Source organism: Bradyrhizobium nivariense, assembly GCF_029846695.2.
Classification (GTDB): Bacteria; Pseudomonadota; Alphaproteobacteria; order Rhizobiales; family Xanthobacteraceae; genus Bradyrhizobium.
This window is the reverse complement of sequence record NZ_JARWCR020000073.1, coordinates 14239-31405: the sequence shown is the minus strand read 5'-3', so window position 1 is coordinate 31405 and position 17167 is coordinate 14239. Positions and strand designations below refer to the sequence as shown.

Genomic DNA, 17167 nt, shown 5'->3' with positions numbered 1-17167 from the left:
GAGAACGCTCGTGAAGACAATTGCACTTGGAGCTTTCGCGACGGCCTTGTTGGCGTCGGCTGCCCCTGCCGCTCCGCTCAATCCGACCGCGCTCGGTTCACCCGAGTTGTCGGGCATCGATCAGGTCCGGCTCGTTTGCAACGAGTACGGCCGCTGCTTCCGGACCGGCGGTCCCCGCTATGTCCAACGCTATTACGGCGACGATGACGGCTACGTCGTGCACCGGAGCTACGGCTACTACGGCGGACCAGGATACTACGATCGCGGCTACGGCTACTACGGCGGTGGCCCGAGCATCGGCTTCAGCTTCGGCACCGGCCGTTGGTGACCAAAGAAAGGGCCGCTCCCGAGCGGCCCTTTCATACAGATAGACGTTGCGGTGATCGGATGTCCGCTCTTACCAGATTGCTAGGACAGAAAGAGCGACTGCTGGCGCGGCTTGAAGCCGGACCCGGCCCAAACGAGCGTGCCGAAATCCAGGCGCTTCTCGCCAAGATCGATACCGCGCTGAAGCTTCTCGGGGCTGAAAAGTCTCTCGGAGCAGAGCCGACGGACTAAGAACTGAGGGGCCTTAACTCACCAGCCCCCTGGCGGGCTCGCAGACGACCGAAAGCCCCAGCTCGGGGGCTTGGGGGGCGGTGAGCTGGGGCCAGTTCGGGGTTGCCCCTTGGGGCAGGGGCTTTGGGAAAACCTGGCAGCCGAGCTATCGTTCCTCTGGGTCGTCAAGAAGTTTTGGAGGGCGGGCGGTACCCGCCTAGCCGTACCGAGCCGGTCAATCCAAGTCCGGCGGCCTCATGGGCTGCCGTCCGGGTAAGGGCGCTTGCGAGCAAATGAAGATTGCGGCCACGTTGAACGCGATGTGGCGTTTAGGTTCAGGGTCGCCGTTGCGAGTCGAGGCATTTGCGGGCGGGGACAATGCAGTGGTGATCCAGGTCGAGCGGCGAGGCGCCTACCGATCACGAATCCTCCCGCAAGCCGTTGAAGAAGGGGGTGCCGGACCTTGCCTTCCGCAGATATGGCCCGGTACTCGATCTCCGCTAACAACTTCGGCTCGACCCAGATGCCCTTGTGGCCGACGCGCTTCGCGTAGGGCTGCGTCTCCCGGATCAGCGGCTTCAGCCGCTTCTGCAGGTCGGCGGCGGAGGCCTTGTCGAAGCCATGGTCGACCTTGCCGGCGTAGATCAGCTCGCCGTCCTTGCGTCGGCCGAGGTAGATACCGTCTCGTTTACCCTCGTCGAGCGCGAAGCCGCCGATGGTCAGGGTCTACCGCTCCGCGCAGGTCTTCTTCATCCAATTGTTGCCGCTGCCGCTCACGTAGGCGCAGTCACGGACCTTCGATACCACGCTCTCGAGTCCGAGCTTACAGGCTGCGCGAACATCTAGCGCCCGTCGATTGACTCGACTCGACGGGACACGATTTTTCGGGAAAAAGTAGAAACTTCATCTTCGGAGACGAGTTGGCATCCGGCGAGGTCTGCTCTCGTCGGAGCCGAACATGGTCGATGACGTCCCGCTGCGCACGGCGGTACATACGGTCTGGTCTCTCTACCTGGCGAAGCATCGCGATGTCGATGCTTCCGATACCCGCCGCTGCCTGCTGGAGCGTCATCTGCAAGGGAGATGGGAAGCGCGTGTGAGCGATGCCGAAGAACTCACGGGATTCGGCCTGGCTTACCTTGATCGCCTTCCCGAACACGAATGTTGAGGCTGATGGAGGGGCTCGTCAGCCGAGTTGCGATCGACAGCGCCAGGCCGAATTGGACGTTGCTGGCCCTCTCAGAACTCGCATCCGCGGCCGTCGTCCTGTTCTTCCGCTCGATGTTTTCGGTTTAGAGGATCGGCATCGATGCGCATCGCTCAACTTGCTCCCCTGGCCGAAAGCGTCCCTCCCAAGCTCTACGGCGGCACGGAGCGGGTGGTGGCGTGGCTGGTGGATGAACTGGTCGAGCTAGGCCACGACGTCACGCTGTTCGCGAGCGGCGACTCCCGGACGAAAGGCGAGGTTCATCCCGTGTGGCCGCGCGCGCTGCGTCTCGGACGGAAGGGAGCCGATCCAAATGCAGCCTGCGCCGTGCTGCTGGAGGCGATCGCAAAGCGTGCGAAAGACTTCGACGTGATCCACGCGCACATCGACTGGCTACCCCTTCCGCTGCTCAGTCGGCTCGGCGTGCCCTTCGTGACCACCATGCATGGCCGGCTTGACCTGCCGGGCCTTTCCGAGGTGCTGCGGCAGTTTCCCGGCGCGGGCTTCGTGTCGATATCGGACCATCAGCGTCTGCCGTTGCCGGAGGCGAATTGGATCGCCACGATCCAGCACGGACTGCCATCGAACAACTTTCGCCCGTCTTTCGATCAAGGATCCTATCTGGCGTTCCTCGGCCGCCTGACCGCGGAAAAGGGCCCCCAGGACGCCATCCGCATCGCGCGCGCCGCCGGAATGCCCTTGCGCATTGCCGCCAAGATTCCGCGCGGCGAGACAGTCTACTTCAAGAAGCAACTTGAGCCCCACATCGACGGTCGGGCGGTCCAGCTCGTCGGCGAGGTGGACGAGGTGAAGAAGCAGCCGTTCCTCACGGAGGCCGCGGCCCTGCTGTTTCCGATCGATTGGCCGGAGCCTTTCGGCCTCGTCATGATCGAGGCGATGGCCTGTGGGACGCCAGTGATCGCCTATCGCTCCGGCTCCGTGCCCGAGGTCGTCGAGGACGGCGTGACCGGCTTCATCGTCGAGAACGAGGAGCAGGCTGCCAGAGCCATGGGCGATCTGGGCCGGCTCGACAGACGAAAAGTACGCGCCCGCTTCGAGGAACGCTTCTCCGCGGACCGAATGGCGCGAGAGTATGAAAGCGCGTACCGCGGATTGATCGCTGCCGCAGCGGGGCACTCGGCTGCGGCATTCCCAGCGCCAAACGCTGAATGTCGGCGCGAAACGAGGCCGGCCGACGAACTACCGGCGCCCAGCTAACCGATTTTTCGATGCCCCTTGAAAATGGTTCCCGGACATCCATATGACATCCATGCACCATCCCATTGGATGGTTGAAATGGATGCTTTCATGGCCGACAATGTGCGCGAGCTGCGACCCCGGATCCCCGATACCGAGAAGATCACGATCAACCTTGGCTATGTCGATCTGGGTCAGGTCGATCTGATGGTGGAGGAAGGGTTCTATTCGAACCGCACGGATTTCATCCGGACGGCCATCCGCAACCAGCTCGAACGCCACGCGGACGTCGTGAAGCAGTCGACGGTCCGAAAGAGCTTGGACCTGGGTTTGCGGACCTACAGCCGCGAGGACCTCGAAGCGGCGCGGCGCGCCGGCGAGATGTTGCACATCAACGTGCTGGGTCTCGCGACCATCGCCCAGGATGTCACCCCCGAGCTGGCCCGCGCCACCATTGCTTCGGTCTCGGTGCTCGGTGCCCTTCACGCCACCCCCGCGGTCAAGGCCGCTCTCTCCGACAGAACAAGGTGAATGCGATGCTGAATCAGAACATGATTTCCGAGGCCACGCGCCTCACGCGTGCGGGCCAACTGGTTGAGGCCACCACGCTCCTGCAGCGCATGCTCCGCGGCGAGTCGCCAGAACCGCCCCACGCTCGAGTCTCGCCAGCTCGGTTCGAGCCGCCAACCATCGACGTGAAGGCCAACGTCGTCGAGGAGAAGGAAAGCCAACCAACCGCCCGGGTTTCTCCCGCTCCTTTGCAACGCAAAAGCATCGCCCGGTTCGATCGCTTGAAAGACTTCCCCGGACTCAACCTGCGTGGTCCGATGACCCGCGCTCCCCCCGCCACGACGGATATCGCGCCCGAAGGGACGAGATTCATCGCAGGCACCTTCCGCAGCGCGGATGGAAGCCGGAATTACAAGGTGTTCGTCCCAAGCCGCTCCCAAGAAAGGCCGCTTCCTTTGGTCGTCATGCTTCACGGCTGCACCCAGTCGCCGGACGACTTCGCAGCCGGTACCCGGATGAATTTCCTGGCGGAAGAGCGAAATTGCTTCGTGGTCTATCCGGAGCAGCCCAGCGGAGCCAACCAGGCGAAATGCTGGAATTGGTTTCGCACGGGCGACCAGCAGCGGGACTGCGGGGAGCCTTCGCTGATCGCAGGCATCACTCGCCAGGTCATGCGGGATTATCCGATCGATCCGAAGCGGGTCTACGTCGCAGGTCTGTCGGCCGGCGGGGCGGCCGCCGCCATCATGGCAGCGACCCACGCCGATCTGTACGCGGCCGTCGGGATCCATTCCGGCCTCGCCTGCGGGGCGGCAAGCGATCTTCCCTCCGCGTTCGTCGCCATGCGGCAGGGCGGCGGGTCTAAAATTGCCGATGGTGGACCGCCAGTGCCGACCATCGTTTTCCATGGCGACCGCGACAGCACGGTGCATCCAAGCAATGGAGACCGGATTGTCGAGCAGTCCGCCAAGGCGGCAGGTTTGAAAGCGAAGATGATCGACGGACGAGTGCCCAATGGGCACGCCTATACCCGCACGAACCTTGCCGACGCCGACGGTCGCGCCGTCTCCGAGCACTGGAATGTTCACGGTGCCGGCCACGCCTGGTCTGGCGGCAGTCCCGCCGGCTCTTACACCGATCCGCGCGGGCCGGACGCGACGAGGGAGATGCTGCGCTTCTTCCTCGAGCATTCCCTCCCGGGTTAGTCGGGCTTCGCAACGCGAGCCGTCGCCCGGCGCGTCGCCGAATTTCCGGATCGGCTTGGGGGCGCCGAAACCCGCCGTTCGCGGAATTCCCACTGCGGCGTTGGCGGTGCCTACGCCTGATCCGGAGCTACCCGCCTGACGGCCCTGACGATGTCCTCTGGACGATAGGGCTTCTGCAATATCAGACTTCCGGGAACAGGACGGGGCGCGACGGGCGAGAAACCGGTCGCATAGATCACCGGGAGTCCGGGATCATGCTCGCGGCAGCGTTCGGCGATCTGCCATCCGTCGACGCTTCCGGGCAGTTTGACGTCCGTGATGAGAAGGTCGACGACCCGCCGCCCGCACCACGCCAGCGCGTCCTCGCCATTGGCTGCATGGACGACGTGGTATCCTTCCTCTAGCAGAGCCTCCACCATGAACTCGCGGATGAGAGGGTCGTCCTCGACGAGGAGTATTCGCACCGCCGACACCTCAAATTCAGGACAGAGGGTTTCTGCCGACGGCTGACGCCTGATCGCGGCCGGCAAGCCCGCTCTCACCGGCGGGCTTGCCGGCAAGCGTTAGAACCCGGAATAGTAATCATTGACTGCTCTCGCTCGTCCGGGGTCATCCCAATCCCAGGCGTTGTCGTTGCCATACTTCGGCGCACCCTGGAGCCTGTCTGCGGTGAGATTGGTTCGGTACCCGCCAAGGCCCGTGTCGTACTTCAAGGACTGCCATGGCAGCGGGTAGTGATCGTCTCCGATGCCCAGGAAGCCGCCGAAGCCGAGAACCGCGTACGATACTTGGCCGCTGACCTTGTCGATCATCACGCGCTCGATCGAGCCGATCTTCTGGGCGTCGGTGCCATAGACGGCAGTGCCTTCGACCTTGTCGCTACCGATCAGCGTTCCTGTTTCACGCCTTTCCGTTTCCATCGCATCCTCCTCCTTGAAACGTTGATGCATGACAACTGCGATCAGCAGGTGCTCGTTCCTCCGCTTTCTCGATCGCTAAGACCGACCGGTAAGTGAGGCGCCGGATTTGCGGAGCGCCTCGCGCTCCTCGCAGAGGTCTTCGACCTTCGCTCCCATCGGCGAAAGCAGAAGCTCCGCGGCCGCCGTCGGAACGCCGGCTCGCTGCAGCATCCGAATCGGTCGTCCTGCGCCGGGCGCGAGATTAGCGTCAGATTGTCGCCTACGTTCGCTGCACGGGCCGGTCCCCATTCGCTCATGAAAGCAATGAACGGACGGGCCACGTCGCCAAGCAGGCCGCAACAGACCATCGTCACGACAGCCTGCGTGAGCATCATGCTGACCTCCGCAAGGCGGCGGCCCAGGGCCGCCGCAGCCGCATCGGCACGCCCCCGGGGGGCGGCGGATCGTCGTCGCCGTCGAGCCGCCTCAGCGCGGCGAGGATGTCCGCGAGCCGGATCGTGTGGCCCATGCCGGGAATTTCCCGTAGCGCGGGACAGGATTCGACCGCGAACATGTCGGACGCCCATGACGACAGGATGATCCGCTTCTCCGGTACGGAGAGTTCGTCGTCGTTCAGGACGTCCTCCGGAGAAGCATAGTGCGCTGCCGGATGGAAGAATGGATTGAGATTGCCGGTGTTCGTGTTGGCGTTGGTCATCGATTGCCTCTCTTTACGCTCCTTTCGTCGGGACCGGTTTCGGGCGGCGACGACCGCCGCCCGTGATGGTCTTTACTGCGAGTTGATCGCGATGCGCTTGACGCCCGCGCGCGGGTTTTCCGATTTCGGAAGCGAGATCGTCAGGACGCCGTTCTTGAACGACGCCTCGGCCGTGTCCTACTCGACGTTCTCGAGCGCGATCTGCCGCTGGAACGAGCCGTAGTAGCGTTCGGTGAAGTATTTGCCTTGGTCCTTGCGCTCGTTCTTCTTCTCGCCGCTGATGGTCAGCACCCCGTTGGCGATTTCGATCTGGACGTCGTTCTCCGCCATGCCGGGAAGCTCGGCCGAGATCGTCAGCGCCTTGTCGGTCTCGCTGAGCTCGATCTTGGGCCAGCCAAATTGCCCTTCCATGAGCGGCGACAGGCTTGTGCCGCCGAAGCCGCGGAAGACGTCGTCGAACAGCCGGTTCATTTCGCGATGCAGCGTCATGAACGGATCATGGCTGCCGCGCCGGCGCGAGCTCCTGGTTTCTGGACCAGGGAATGAGATCACGAACTGCCATGGTTTTTCTCCTTCGTTGCATGGGCCAGGGAGCGCGGCCACGCTTGCGCGCGCTGCGTTCCGCTGTCGAACCTCGATCAGGCGTCAGGCCGCCTTCTTCTGCTCGATCTGCGAGGCGGGAGAGGAGCCGCTTCCGATCTGGATCCGGCGCGGCTTCATGGCTTCCGGCACCTCGCGGACGAGATCGATGATCAGCAGTCCGTCGCGGAAGGAGGCCTCCTTCACCTGAACGTAGTCGGCGAGGTTGAACACGCGCCGGAAAGGACGCGCGGCGATGCCCCGGTACAGGTATTCGCCAGCCGCTTCCTCGGGCTTCCTGCCCTCGATCGTGAGCGCATTCTGCTCAGCCGTCACGGCGATGTCGTCGGCTCCGAAGCCGGCGACGGCGACCGAGATCCGGTAGTGATCCTCGCTGGTGCGTTCGATGTTGTACGGGGGATAGTGGTCTTCGCTCGCCTGACGGAGCGTGCTGTCGACGAGGTCGGCCAGGTGGTCGAAGCCGATGGTGGAGCGCCACAGAGGCGCAAAGTCAAAGGTGGTCCTCATAACCAAGTCCTCCAAAGAGCAAGATGGATACAAGGAGCGCAAGGCTGGAGTCAGACTGGTGCCCGGCCCGGCGCCCGCGCCGGACCCGTGAAGGCGCCCGGCACACCGCTCTCGCGGCGAAAAATCAAATAGAAAAACGAGAAGTCGTTTCAAGGGGCGGATCGAAAAAAATTCGTGCGCCCTCGGTCGCGGTGCAGAGCTGTCGGCCATTGCGGCATCGCAAACGCAGGCCAAGAATTTGGGCATTCGACCGCCGCCGGAATCTTGACTCAGGTATCGCCCCGAATATTTTTGCGTCGGGAAATTCTCTTTCCCAGTTTTCTAAGCACCGAAGGACCGTGACGACCGTCAGGAGTGACGACGATGCTCGACGAAGACTTTGCCCGCATTCGTGCGCACCGCAACAACATCCACCGCTATCGACGCCTGCTGGGGACGAGGCTGTCGGACATCGAACGCCAATTTATCGAGAGACGGCTCGCCGAGGAGGAGACAGCGCTAAAGGCGCTGGCCGTCAAAACGTTCCCGGTCGCATTTACCCCTCCAAAAGGTCAGCCGGCTTCCTCGAGGCGGTCGTCCTTGGCCCAATTTTGCCCTTGAGTGCCACCGCAAACATACCCAGTGAATCGATGCTCCGCCTCCTGATCCGCGAGCGAGCAGCGGGGGCCGCTTCATCGGTTTGCATGCTTAGGCCTCGCATCGCTTCCGCGTTGTGAGACGTCCTAAGATTGGAACTGGCGGCTCTTCCCAGTCTTAAAACGAATATTTCCAACCGACGGGAGCAACGACATGCCTCGTGGCGATAAGTCAAGTTACACGGACAAGCAGAAGCGACAGGCCGAGCATATCGAAGAAGGCTATGAACACCGTGGCGTCCCGGAGAAAGAAGCCGAACGACGCGCGTGGGCGACCGTGAACAAGGAGACCCACGGCGGGAAGAAGAGCGGATCGGGCCGCGGCACTGAGGAAGATCATTCGCCATCTCGAAAAGGTGGCCGATTGGGCGGTGCGGCCTCGGCCAAGCGGCCGGCATCGGAGCGTTCGAGGTCCGCCAAGAAGGCTGCCAAGACCAGAAAACGACGCGCGGCGTAAGTCATCGAAAGGAGAGCAAGATGGGTCTCGAAGCCGTCTTTTTCCTTGGAGCGCTTGTACTACTCACGGTGCTGATCTACGGCGTCCTTAGCTATCGCTATCGAAACCGGGCGTTGGATCGCGTAGCCGAAGACGTCACGCGCGAGAGATATCGGAAGAACGAAACTTAGTGCGACGCAGTCTGTCTAGGCGACGTCGACCATACCGACCCGTCACGTCTTTCCCTTTGCGATATCGATCAGCGCTATGCCCAGATCTGGCTCCTTCTTCCGTCTGAGGTGAGCTGCCGTGTCCGCGATGACAACCTCGAGCGTCGGTCTAACCTTTCCTTCGAGAAGATGCCCGCCCCGGGTTGTACCGTCGGCCAGACCCAGGACCACATGCACGTGGAGGCTCGCCTTTCCGTCGTCGCCAACCGCAATATCGCCAATCGCACTCAACACCTCACACTGCTCCGCGACCTCGATTTTCTTGTAGGTCTTCTTCTCGAGATTGAACCAGCCAACGGTTGCCCTTTCGAAGGCGCCGATGGCTGTGAGCGACGCCGCCGTGATTGCGGCGTCGTTCGCGAACTTGGTGAGCGTCGTGAACGCTTCCTCGCCGGAGTCGAGGATGACGACGCGGGTTTCAGGACCCGCCTTGCCCGATATCTTGACACTCTCCATCGTCGTCAGGCCGCGCTGCGCTGGGTGTGTCGACCTTCCTTGACCTCTTCCACGATCTTGGCGCAGAAGGCCTCGAGATCGCCCGGGTTGCGGGAAGTGATGACGCCCTGATCGACGACGACCTCAGCGTCCTCCCACTTCGCTCCTGCGTTCGCTACATCCGTCTTGATCGACTTGAAGGAGGTCATCTTGCGACCTTTCGCGATCCCGGTCTCGATGAGAAGCCAAGGGGCGTGGCACACGGCCGCGACGATCTTCTTGGCATCGAAAATATCCTTGATGAACTTCAGCGCCTTGGGCTCAACCCGCAGAAGATCCGGATTGATCTGCCCGCCCGGCAATACGATCGCGTCGTAGTCGGCGGCCGATGCCTCGTCGAGCGTCTTGTCGACCTTCACCGGTCGTCCCCAATCCTTCTTGTCCCAGCCCTTGATCTCGCCTGCGGCGAGCGAAACGACATCGACCGTTGCGCCAGCCTTCTTCAAGCGCTCCTGCGGCACTTCCAGCTCGGCCTGCTCGAAGCCGTTTGTGGCGAGAATGGCGATCTTTTTGCCGGTCAGATCCATGGGTCCAATCCTTCGTTTTGGGGTTTTGTCCAACAATCGATCTTCTCGAACATCGTTCCTGAAAAGGCCAGATCGGTCGGCGATTAGGACCCGACCGCCGCGACGACGGTTATGAGGATTGAAAGCAGCAGGAGAGTTTCGCATGGTCGACAGGTTCCACGGCAAGGTCGTCATCGTGACAGGGGCGGCTTCCGGCATCGGAGAGGCGACAGCACGCCGGTTCGTTGCGGAGGGCGCGAAAGTGGCGCTGGTCGATCGCGAAGAAGCCTTACTGGAAAAGGTGGCCAAGAGCCTGCCTGCCAACCAGGTAATGATTGAAACTGCCGACGTGTCGGAGTCGAGTGCCGTCGATGGAATGGTTGCGGCTGTCGTCGGCCGCTTCGGACGGTTGACGTCATCGTGAACAACGCCGGCGTCCATGAAGGCGGAGACCCGGCTTCAATCACTGACGAGAAATGGCGGAAGGTAATGTCGACCGGCATCGACGGCGTGTTCTATGGCTGCCGCGCGGCACTCCCCCACCTCGAAAAGACCAAGGGTTCGATCGTGAACACGGCGTCGGTCTCCGGGACCAGCGGCGATTGGGGCATGAGCCCCTACAACGCGGCGAAGGGCGCCGTGGTCAATCTGACGCGTGCCCTCGCCCTGGACCTCGGAAAGAAGGGCATCCGCGTGAACGCGGTCTGTCCCAGCTTGACACGTACGGGCATGACGGAAGACATGATGGACGACAAGAAGCTGCTCGCAAAGTTCGCCGAGCGAATCCCGTTGGGCCGCGTCTGCGAACCCGAGGAAGTCGCCGCCGTGATCGCTTTCCTGGCAAGCGACGATGCGAGCTTCATGACTGGCGCCAACGTAGCGGTGGACGGGGGTGTATCCGCCTCCAATGGACAACCGCCGCAAGAATAGCCGCGCAGCGCCGGTCGTCGTCCTACATTGCGAGCGCCGCGTCGTCGAAGCGTGAGAGATCCCGATCTCGGCCACTTAACCGGACCGAGGATTGCACAGCGGATATCACAACAGCGAGATTTTTGGATGAAATTGAAGACGATCAACGACGGCGTCGAGCAGGTCTTTGTCTTGATTCTGGATCAGGGCGAGGAGGCCTTCAAATCCATCACCGAGTTCGCCGATCGCTAGAATATTACCGGCGCCTCGGTCTCGGCGATCGGCGCCTTTTCAAGGTCGGCTGGTTCGATTTCGCGGCCAAGACGCACAAGCCGATCGAAATCAACCATCAATGCGAGGTGTTGAGCCTGCTCGGCGACGTTGCGCAAGGTGATGACGGCAAGGCCAGCCTGCATCTTCACGCCGTGCTCGGCCTGCAGCATGGCACGCTGCGCGGAGGCCACCTTCTGTCGGGATCAGCGCAGCCAACGATCGATGACGATCACGGAGACCGTGGTTCATCTGCACCGAAAGAAGCGGCCGGGATCTCGGTATCGCGCTGATCAGCATCTAGCCGCCGGAGGCAACATGTACGCGCTCTTTGAAGGCGAAAGACAAATCGGCAACCCGTTCGCGACGGAGAAGGAGGTCTGGGAGGCCGCCTTGATCGAGGGGCTTGTCACAGATGTTCCAGTCGCGGACGAGGAAGGCGGCCAGCTCCTGCCGGCCGGCTATCACGTCAGACAGCTCGATGAAGGGGCGCACCCGCATGCGGTGAAAGGGTGCTGCTGACTGGGCACAAGCGATAAGGAGTTCAGGAACCTGCAAATATGCCGCTCTATCATTCTTCATAGCCAGCGCCTGAGGGAACAGTCGACAGCGAGACTGCCTCCCCACACTGCCTAGCGAGCCTCGGGTTGGTCGGCTTGGACCAATCCATCGAGGAGCCAGCATGACGGAACCGGACGTTCGAAAGGGAATGCCGCCCGTCAAACTGTCGCGTGAGGAATTCGAGAACCGTTACAGGAGCCAGTTCGTCGATCCTGCCTTCGCTCCGCTTATGCGGGAACTCGATTCGATCGTCGGGGCCGCCTGGGATGCCTACAGCCATTCGCGCAAATCGCCAGTGACGCGGAGGGCGGGTGTGGGGTTCGCCGATCCGGACTACGATCTCGCCGTCGACTGGCTGGCGACGCGTACCGCCATCTTCGAGGCACAGCGCCGGCACGACGACGCTGGCGCGACGCCGCGTATTCTCGTCATCAACGGTTCGGCGCGCAGCGAGCACACCTGTCCGGGCGAGATGTCCAAGACCTGGCGCATGGTCAAGCTCGCCGAGCCCGTCTTCGTCGAGATGGGCTTCGCCGTCGACATCCTGGATCTTTCCCGCCTGACCTCCGAATTCGGCAAGAATATTCATCCCTGCAAGTCGTGCGTCTCTACCGCCATGCCGCTCTGCCACTGGCCGTGCAGCTGCTATCCCAACTATTCGCTCGGCCAGACCCACGACTGGATGAACGAGATCTATCCGCTCTGGGTGGCAGCCCACGGCATCCTGATCGTGACGCCGGTGAACTGGTATCACGTGCCGGGCGGCCTCAAGGCGATGATGGATCGCCTGGTCTGCGCCGACGGCGGCAACCCGGATCCGACATCGACGCACGGCAAGAAGGCCGCCGAAGCAAAGGCGCTCGAGCTGAAGGGCTGGCCGTATCCGCGTCATCTCGCCGGCCGCCATTTCGGGCTGATCGTTCACGGCGACAGTGTCGGCGCCGAGGGTGTGCGGCGAACCCTGTCCGACTGGCTAACGGACATGCACCTGATTTCCGCCGGCCGCTTCGGTGAGACGGACGGCTATATCGGATATATGGAACAATATGCGACCTCTCACCGAGAGCTGGACGAAGACCGCGCGTTTCAGCAGGAAGTGTTGAATACAGCCAAGGCGCTGGGCCGTGCTGTCAAGCTCGCCCGCAGCGGTCGGTTTGAGGACCCAGGGGCCGAACTCTCGGATCCGGATCCGAAATGAGGAGCGACATGCCTGTCGCTGCCGATCGCCGCGGGTTGATCGCGGTCGTCAATTGAGGATGTCGTCGGGTGAGCAAGACGGCGGAAGGATCGTCGAAGACCATCGTCTATGCTGCGCTCGTCGGCAACCTCCTCGTTGCCGTCACCAAGATCGGAGCTGCGGTCTGGACCGGAAGCTCGGCGATGATGAGCGAAGCCGTGCACTCGGTGGTCGATACCACCAATGAGGTGCTACTGCTTTACGGTTACCATCGCGCGAGCCGTCGGCCTGATGAATCCCATCCGCTTGGCTACGGGCGCGAGCTATACTTCTGGAGCTTCATTGTCGCTCTGTTGATCTTCGCGCTCGGGGCGGGCGTCTCGCTCTTTCAGGGCGTCCTCCACGTCACCGCCGATCAAAGATCCCATCGTCAGCTTCATCGTGCTCGGCATGTCCTTTGTATTCGAGGGTATCTCGTGGCTCTTCGCCTGGCGGCGCTTCCGGTCGGAGACCTTGCGTCTCGGGTGGTACGAGGCCTTCGTCCGCAGCAAGGATCCGCCCGCCTTCATGGTGCTGCCAGAGGACAGCGCGGCACTGATCGGCATCGTCATTGCGGTTGCCGCGACCGCGGCGGCAGCGTTGTTTGCTCAGCCGGTCTGGGATGGCATCGGCTCGATCCTGATCGGCATTCTGTTGGGCATCACCTCCATCGGGCTCGCCAGGGAAAGCAAGAGCCTGCTCATCGGCGAACCCGCTCATTCCGATCTGTCACGATCCATCCTCGACATCGCGCGACGGTCACCCGGCGTGCTCCGGGCCAACGGGCTGCTGACGGTGCAACTGTCGCCGGCCGAGGTCGTCGCGGCGCTGAGCGTCGAGTTCGCGGACGACAAGCGCGCCGATGATATCGAGCAGTGCGTCATCTCGATCGAGACCGAGATACGCAGACAGCATCCGAGCGTCGCGGCTCTGTTCATCAAGCCGCAAACGAATGCGCGGTATCACGCCGTTCGCGCCAGGCGCTGGGGTACGGGCGCCTGAAACACCTTGGCCAGGAACCAAGCGCGCCGCGCTGAGTCGACTGAGGTTTGGCTGTTGCCTTTCCCAGCGATCGTCCTGCGAAAAAGCGCCTCGGCGTAGCATTAACGGCACGGGCTCGTGGTGTCTTTCCAGGGCCGATGAAGCCTGATCCGGGGCGCCCCGTCTGGACGGGAGCGACAGCTGAAGCAACCCAGCAGTCCTCCGGCGCTTACTCGGTTATCGGGAAACGCGGCTTTCCTTGATTACAGGCGGCAGATTGTGGGCCAGCAAGGAACCTGATCGCGTGCCTAGCATTGAAGTCCCGAAGAGGAGGACTTCAGATGAATGGGATCATCTATCTCGTGGGCCTGATCGTAATCGTCATGTTCATCCTGTCGCTGCTCGGTCTTCGGTAAGACGCCATGACCATTGAACCGCTCTCCGGGATCGAAACCGAGACTCTCCCAGCCACCGGCCTGACCAGGCCGTGGGGGTTGCAATGGACGTCCGTCATTGTCGGAGCCTTCGTCGCGACGGCGTTGTCACTGATACTGATCTCCTTTGGAACAGCGCTCGGCCTAGGCATCGCCTCCGCTGCGCCGACCTGGAGGGATGCCTCCGTTGCGCTATGGCTGTTGTCGGGTGTCTACCTGATCTTCCAATCCCTTATCAGTTTTGGCTGCGGCGGCTATTTTGCCGGGCGCGTCCGGCCACCCTACACTTCAGCGACCGACGACATCGAGACGCGCGACGGACTGCACGGCGTTGCTGCCTGGGCGCTGGCGGTCTTGATCGGAGCCGTTCTGGCCGCGTTGATAGCGGGTGCCGCAAACCGTCCGTCCGCAACTTCGCAGCCGCCGTCGGCTACCGAACCATCTGTCCTAAGTTACGAGCTCGACCATCTTTTCCGTGCCCCTCGGCGGCCGCCGAACGTTGATCTGACCGGTGAGCGCGCCGAAGCCGCGCGAATTCTGGCAACCGCTTCGAGCCACAGCGGGGTCCTTCCCGAGGATCGCGCCTATCTTGTTCAGCAGGTCACGGTGTTGACCGGGCTGGCAGCGCCGGACGCCGAAAGGCGGGTAGATACAACGTTGGCCAATGCCAAGAGCGCGATCTCAAGGGCTCGTGCGGCGAGCATTATCATTGCCTTCTCGACGGCTGCCGCATTGATGTTCGGGGCTGTCGCGGCTTGGGCCGGTGCGGAGGCCGGAGGCCGGCATCGCGATGGCGAGCCGATTGCCGAATGGATGGCCCATTCTAATCGGTGGCATAAGAGCCGTGTCGCGGATCCCCGACCTCTGCCGTAATGCCGTTGCTACGTATTGATAGCAGGCAATGGGGCCTGCTACCAACGATCAACTCAGTCGCACTCGTCAGAACGCCACCCCACACAGCAAAATTTCGGATTTGCCATGGGGTAAGCGACCGAGAAATGCTACCCGAGTAAATCGATCGCAAGCATCTCAGTAAAAGGTGGCTCCTGCGGTAGGCGCCGTGACGTTCAGCATCATCGACGCGGCACGCCAGTTCTAGGAACGACCGCATGCAACTTCGGCTGATTAGCATCAACATCAAACGGAGTTGAAGAATGCGAAAGGCAATTTTCTCGATGGCTATATGTACGTTGCTTGCCGGTGCGTCGATCGGTTTGGCCCACGCGCAGGCGGGCGGCGGGGCAGGCGCTGGTGCGGGTGCCGGCGCCGGCACAGGCGGCGCCGGCGCAAGTGCAGGAACAGGCTCCGGGGCCGGCAGCGGATCTAGTAAAAGTGGCTGTCGAGTTTTTCTCGGCAGCTTCTTTCTTTTCGTTGTCTCAGGTTTGGTCCGCCTAACCGCGCCCGTGCTGCCAATGCGCCGTGACGTCGGCACTCGTTTTGTTCAGATGCACATGCTCATCGACATGGTCGATCCAAGACACCGGGATGAAATGATGGTACTCCCCGTCCGGTGAGCTCTGCTTGGTGAGTTTGATCTTGTCGGGCCCATCGAGGTGGTCAACCTTTCCCACGGTCTTCCGGTCGGACGAAATAACGTCCATGCGCTCTTTGACCTGAGATGTATCGGGCATACGAAACCTCCGAAAATGTTCCAGAAACGAACGCGGTGCCGGCCCGAAGGTTGCAATATCGACGGGCTCCAAACCGCCGATGGACACGGAGGCTTCTCGGATGTCACGAGCGCGCCGGGCTTTCCAGGATACTCGCAAGGCTGGGCGCATTGAGGAACTGTTCAGCAGATCGATCGCAGTTCGCACTTGCTCCGGGAAGGTCAGAGTGAGCTGGGCGCTGACGACGCGCCGTTTGTCGGTCCGGCTTTAGAAGCTCTCTCGTGCGGTGTAAGTCACCGCCTCGATCTTGTTGCCATCAAGGTCGCGGACAAATGCGCCATAGTAGTTGGCATTGTAATTCTCCCGAATACCGGGAGCCCCTTCGTCGACGCCTCCGTTCGCCAGGGCGGACGAGTGAAAGCGTCTGACCGTCTCGCGATCGGGCGCCTGAAAAGCTACGTGAACGCCATTTCCGACGGTTGCCGGCTGCCCGTCTTTGGGAGTTTCAATGCTGAAGATGATGTCGGAGGCGCCGTAGTGGAGCGAACGCTCCGAGTGCTTAAGGAGCCGCAGTCCAATGAGGGACATGAGCGGATCGTAAAAGGTTCTTGCGCGCTTGACGTCATTGCTGCCGAGAGAAACGTGATGGATCATCTGGTCACCACTTGAGGCAATACCGGCGTTTCAATCTCTCAGTTGTGCTCTTCGCGGCATAGTTGATGCGGCCGAGCTCGGCTTCATCCTTGGCGATCACATGAAGTCGCCAGCCCATGTCGCGGTCCTCTTCTGCGCCGCATTCGATCTCGACGGACACAACATGCTCCCCACCTGGAAAGCTGCGGATCTCCTGAAGCGCGACAAGCTCAAGATCTTTCCTCAAGATCGCTGTTCTGGCCACCGCAGTACTCCTTTCGCTGCAACAAGCGACACTCTGCGACGATCATCGGCCCAACAAGCGTCGGACGGAGATGTTCCTAAGCTCCATAGCGTGCAAACCAAGACCCAATTGTCTCAATCGCAATTGCGCGTTGACAACCAAGCGCTCGCCCGCGCGTTAGCAGTGATGACCGACGAGCGATTTGTAGACCATTGCCGCAAGGAAGCCAGGGATTGTGAACGCGAGGCGGAGAGAACCATCAGCCCGCTCGACAAGGAAGCATGGCTTCGCCTTAGCAGGGAATGGACCAAACTCGCGGGCCCCGCCTCACCGCCGCGGGTGAACCGTCGGACGTAAGCCAGGAACAATTGTTCGACGCGCCCATTGTTCGGCCAGAGGAGAATGCGCCATGAATGAAAATCAGTCTGAAAGTTCGCCCTCGGCGTTCTCCGAGACAACCGCCACTATACGGGAAGCGGCGCGCGGGGTCCGGCACACTCTTGAGGACGGAACTGCGCCGGGTCAATGGAAAGCGATTTTAAGCGATTTGGTTCGCGAGGCACCGCTACCGTCACTGGCGGTCGCGTTCATGATCGGGGTCATCGCCGCGCGCCGATAGGCTTCGCG

Annotated in this window: 23 protein-coding genes and 4 pseudogenes; 15 read left to right on the top strand and 12 right to left on the bottom strand. The window is 61.9% G+C overall.

Features of this window, described 5'->3' with window-relative positions; genetic code table 11:
- Positions 1-10 precede the first annotated feature (10 nt).
- On the top strand, positions 11-328 hold the full coding sequence (locus tag QCM77_RS37575; RefSeq protein ID WP_279667976.1) for a hypothetical protein: 318 nt from the start codon (positions 11-13) through the stop codon (positions 326-328).
- A gap of 628 nt (positions 329-956) precedes the next feature.
- On the opposite strand, the pseudogene QCM77_RS37570 reads toward QCM77_RS37575, so the two are convergent.
- Positions 957-1368: pseudogene (locus QCM77_RS37570) on the bottom strand (ATP dependent DNA ligase); the annotation flags it as partial.
- Between the two features lie 127 nt (positions 1369-1495).
- Between QCM77_RS37570 and QCM77_RS37565 the strand changes: the two are divergent.
- From QCM77_RS37565 to QCM77_RS37550, 4 genes are all read left to right on the top strand, one after another.
- Positions 1496-1705 (top strand): hypothetical protein, encoded by a 210-nt coding sequence (locus QCM77_RS37565; RefSeq protein WP_279667975.1) that lies wholly within the window; start codon positions 1496-1498, stop codon positions 1703-1705.
- 141 nt (positions 1706-1846) lie between these two features.
- Positions 1847-2962 carry a glycosyltransferase family 4 protein gene (locus QCM77_RS37560; protein WP_280096258.1) on the top strand — a complete coding sequence of 372 codons (1116 nt, stop codon included), beginning with the start codon at positions 1847-1849 and terminating at the stop codon, positions 2960-2962.
- A gap of 90 nt (positions 2963-3052) precedes the next feature.
- Positions 3053-3472 (top strand): ribbon-helix-helix domain-containing protein, encoded by a 420-nt coding sequence (locus QCM77_RS37555; RefSeq protein ID WP_279667994.1) that lies wholly within the window; start codon positions 3053-3055, stop codon positions 3470-3472.
- Positions 3473-3477: 5 nt separating this feature from the next.
- Positions 3478-4656: an extracellular catalytic domain type 1 short-chain-length polyhydroxyalkanoate depolymerase gene (locus tag QCM77_RS37550; RefSeq protein WP_279667973.1), complete on the top strand. Its 1179-nt coding sequence runs from the start codon at positions 3478-3480 to the stop codon at positions 4654-4656.
- A 110-nt stretch (positions 4657-4766) separates the two neighbouring features.
- On the opposite strand, the gene QCM77_RS37545 is transcribed toward QCM77_RS37550, so the two are convergent.
- The 5 genes and pseudogenes from QCM77_RS37545 to QCM77_RS37525 all read right to left on the bottom strand — a co-directional run bounded on the left by QCM77_RS37545 (position 4767) and on the right by QCM77_RS37525 (position 7380).
- Complete coding sequence (locus QCM77_RS37545) at positions 4767-5186, bottom strand: response regulator (protein ID WP_279667972.1); 420 nt, start codon at positions 5184-5186, stop codon at positions 4767-4769.
- A 33-nt stretch (positions 5187-5219) separates the two neighbouring features.
- Entirely contained in the window at positions 5220-5576 is a 357-nt protein-coding gene (locus QCM77_RS37540) for a PRC-barrel domain-containing protein (RefSeq protein WP_279667993.1), read from the bottom strand.
- A 370-nt stretch (positions 5577-5946) separates the two neighbouring features.
- A complete protein-coding gene (locus QCM77_RS37535; RefSeq protein ID WP_279667971.1) occupies positions 5947-6273 on the bottom strand; it encodes a hypothetical protein in 327 nt (108 codons plus the stop codon).
- A gap of 72 nt (positions 6274-6345) precedes the next feature.
- Positions 6346-6835: pseudogene (locus QCM77_RS37530) on the bottom strand (Hsp20/alpha crystallin family protein).
- Positions 6836-6918: 83 nt separating this feature from the next.
- Positions 6919-7380, bottom strand: coding sequence for an Hsp20 family protein (locus tag QCM77_RS37525; protein ID WP_279667970.1), 462 nt, complete (start codon positions 7378-7380; stop codon positions 6919-6921).
- Positions 7381-7743: 363 nt separating this feature from the next.
- Here QCM77_RS37525 and QCM77_RS37520 point away from each other — a divergent pair, with 363 nt between their 5' ends.
- From QCM77_RS37520 to QCM77_RS37510, 3 genes are all read left to right on the top strand, one after another.
- Positions 7744-7980, top strand: a complete 237-nt coding sequence (locus tag QCM77_RS37520) for a hypothetical protein (protein ID WP_279667969.1) — start codon at positions 7744-7746, stop codon at positions 7978-7980.
- 189 nt (positions 7981-8169) lie between these two features.
- Positions 8170-8472: a hypothetical protein gene (locus QCM77_RS37515; RefSeq protein ID WP_028154436.1), complete on the top strand. Its 303-nt coding sequence runs from the start codon at positions 8170-8172 to the stop codon at positions 8470-8472.
- Between the two features lie 20 nt (positions 8473-8492).
- Positions 8493-8642, top strand: coding sequence for a hypothetical protein (locus QCM77_RS37510; RefSeq protein WP_279667968.1), 150 nt, complete (start codon positions 8493-8495; stop codon positions 8640-8642).
- Between the two features lie 42 nt (positions 8643-8684).
- Here QCM77_RS37510 and QCM77_RS37505 read toward each other — a convergent pair whose 3' ends face one another.
- On the bottom strand, positions 8685-9137 hold the full coding sequence (locus QCM77_RS37505; protein ID WP_279667967.1) for a PPC domain-containing DNA-binding protein: 453 nt from the start codon (positions 9135-9137) through the stop codon (positions 8685-8687).
- 5 nt (positions 9138-9142) lie between these two features.
- On the bottom strand, positions 9143-9703 hold the full coding sequence (locus QCM77_RS37500; RefSeq protein WP_038944944.1) for a type 1 glutamine amidotransferase domain-containing protein: 561 nt from the start codon (positions 9701-9703) through the stop codon (positions 9143-9145).
- A 142-nt stretch (positions 9704-9845) separates the two neighbouring features.
- On the opposite strand from QCM77_RS37500, the pseudogene budC reads away from it, so the two are divergent.
- Positions 9846-10612 (top strand): annotated as a pseudogene (gene budC, locus QCM77_RS37495) (meso-2,3-butanediol dehydrogenase).
- A 227-nt stretch (positions 10613-10839) separates the two neighbouring features.
- Here the strand turns inward: budC and QCM77_RS37490 are convergent.
- Positions 10840-11034: a hypothetical protein gene (locus QCM77_RS37490; RefSeq protein ID WP_280096264.1), complete on the bottom strand. Its 195-nt coding sequence runs from the start codon at positions 11032-11034 to the stop codon at positions 10840-10842.
- Between QCM77_RS37490 and QCM77_RS37485 the strand changes: the two genes are divergently transcribed.
- The 5 genes and pseudogenes from QCM77_RS37485 (at position 10951) to QCM77_RS37465 (ending at position 14926) form a co-directional block, all read left to right on the top strand.
- Positions 10951-11154, top strand: a complete 204-nt coding sequence (locus QCM77_RS37485) for a PCC domain-containing protein (RefSeq protein ID WP_279667992.1) — start codon at positions 10951-10953, stop codon at positions 11152-11154. The two genes, QCM77_RS37490 and QCM77_RS37485, sit on opposite strands and share 84 nt — an antisense overlap.
- Before the next feature lie 25 nt (positions 11155-11179).
- Positions 11180-11383 (top strand): hypothetical protein, encoded by a 204-nt coding sequence (locus tag QCM77_RS37480; protein ID WP_279667964.1) that lies wholly within the window; start codon positions 11180-11182, stop codon positions 11381-11383.
- 160 nt (positions 11384-11543) lie between these two features.
- Positions 11544-12620, top strand: coding sequence for a flavodoxin family protein (locus tag QCM77_RS37475; protein WP_279667963.1), 1077 nt, complete (start codon positions 11544-11546; stop codon positions 12618-12620).
- A 68-nt stretch (positions 12621-12688) separates the two neighbouring features.
- Positions 12689-13640, top strand: a pseudogene (locus QCM77_RS37470) (cation diffusion facilitator family transporter).
- 401 nt (positions 13641-14041) lie between these two features.
- Positions 14042-14926: a hypothetical protein gene (locus QCM77_RS37465; RefSeq protein ID WP_279667962.1), complete on the top strand. Its 885-nt coding sequence runs from the start codon at positions 14042-14044 to the stop codon at positions 14924-14926.
- A 518-nt stretch (positions 14927-15444) separates the two neighbouring features.
- On the opposite strand, the gene QCM77_RS37460 is transcribed toward QCM77_RS37465, so the two are convergent.
- The 3 genes from QCM77_RS37460 to QCM77_RS37450 all read right to left on the bottom strand — a co-directional run bounded on the left by QCM77_RS37460 (position 15445) and on the right by QCM77_RS37450 (position 16561).
- The gene (locus tag QCM77_RS37460) at positions 15445-15684 is read right to left on the bottom strand and encodes a DUF2171 domain-containing protein (RefSeq protein ID WP_279667991.1); all 240 of its coding nucleotides are present in this window, start codon (positions 15682-15684) and stop codon (positions 15445-15447) included.
- Between the two features lie 246 nt (positions 15685-15930).
- Entirely contained in the window at positions 15931-16317 is a 387-nt protein-coding gene (locus QCM77_RS37455) for a VOC family protein (protein ID WP_279667961.1), read from the bottom strand.
- Positions 16318-16321: 4 nt separating this feature from the next.
- Entirely contained in the window at positions 16322-16561 is a 240-nt protein-coding gene (locus tag QCM77_RS37450) for a hypothetical protein (protein ID WP_279691424.1), read from the bottom strand.
- A 388-nt stretch (positions 16562-16949) separates the two neighbouring features.
- Here QCM77_RS37450 and QCM77_RS37445 point away from each other — a divergent pair, with 388 nt between their 5' ends.
- Entirely contained in the window at positions 16950-17159 is a 210-nt protein-coding gene (locus tag QCM77_RS37445) for a hypothetical protein (protein WP_279667959.1), read from the top strand.
- The last annotated feature ends 8 nt before the right edge of the window (positions 17160-17167 follow it).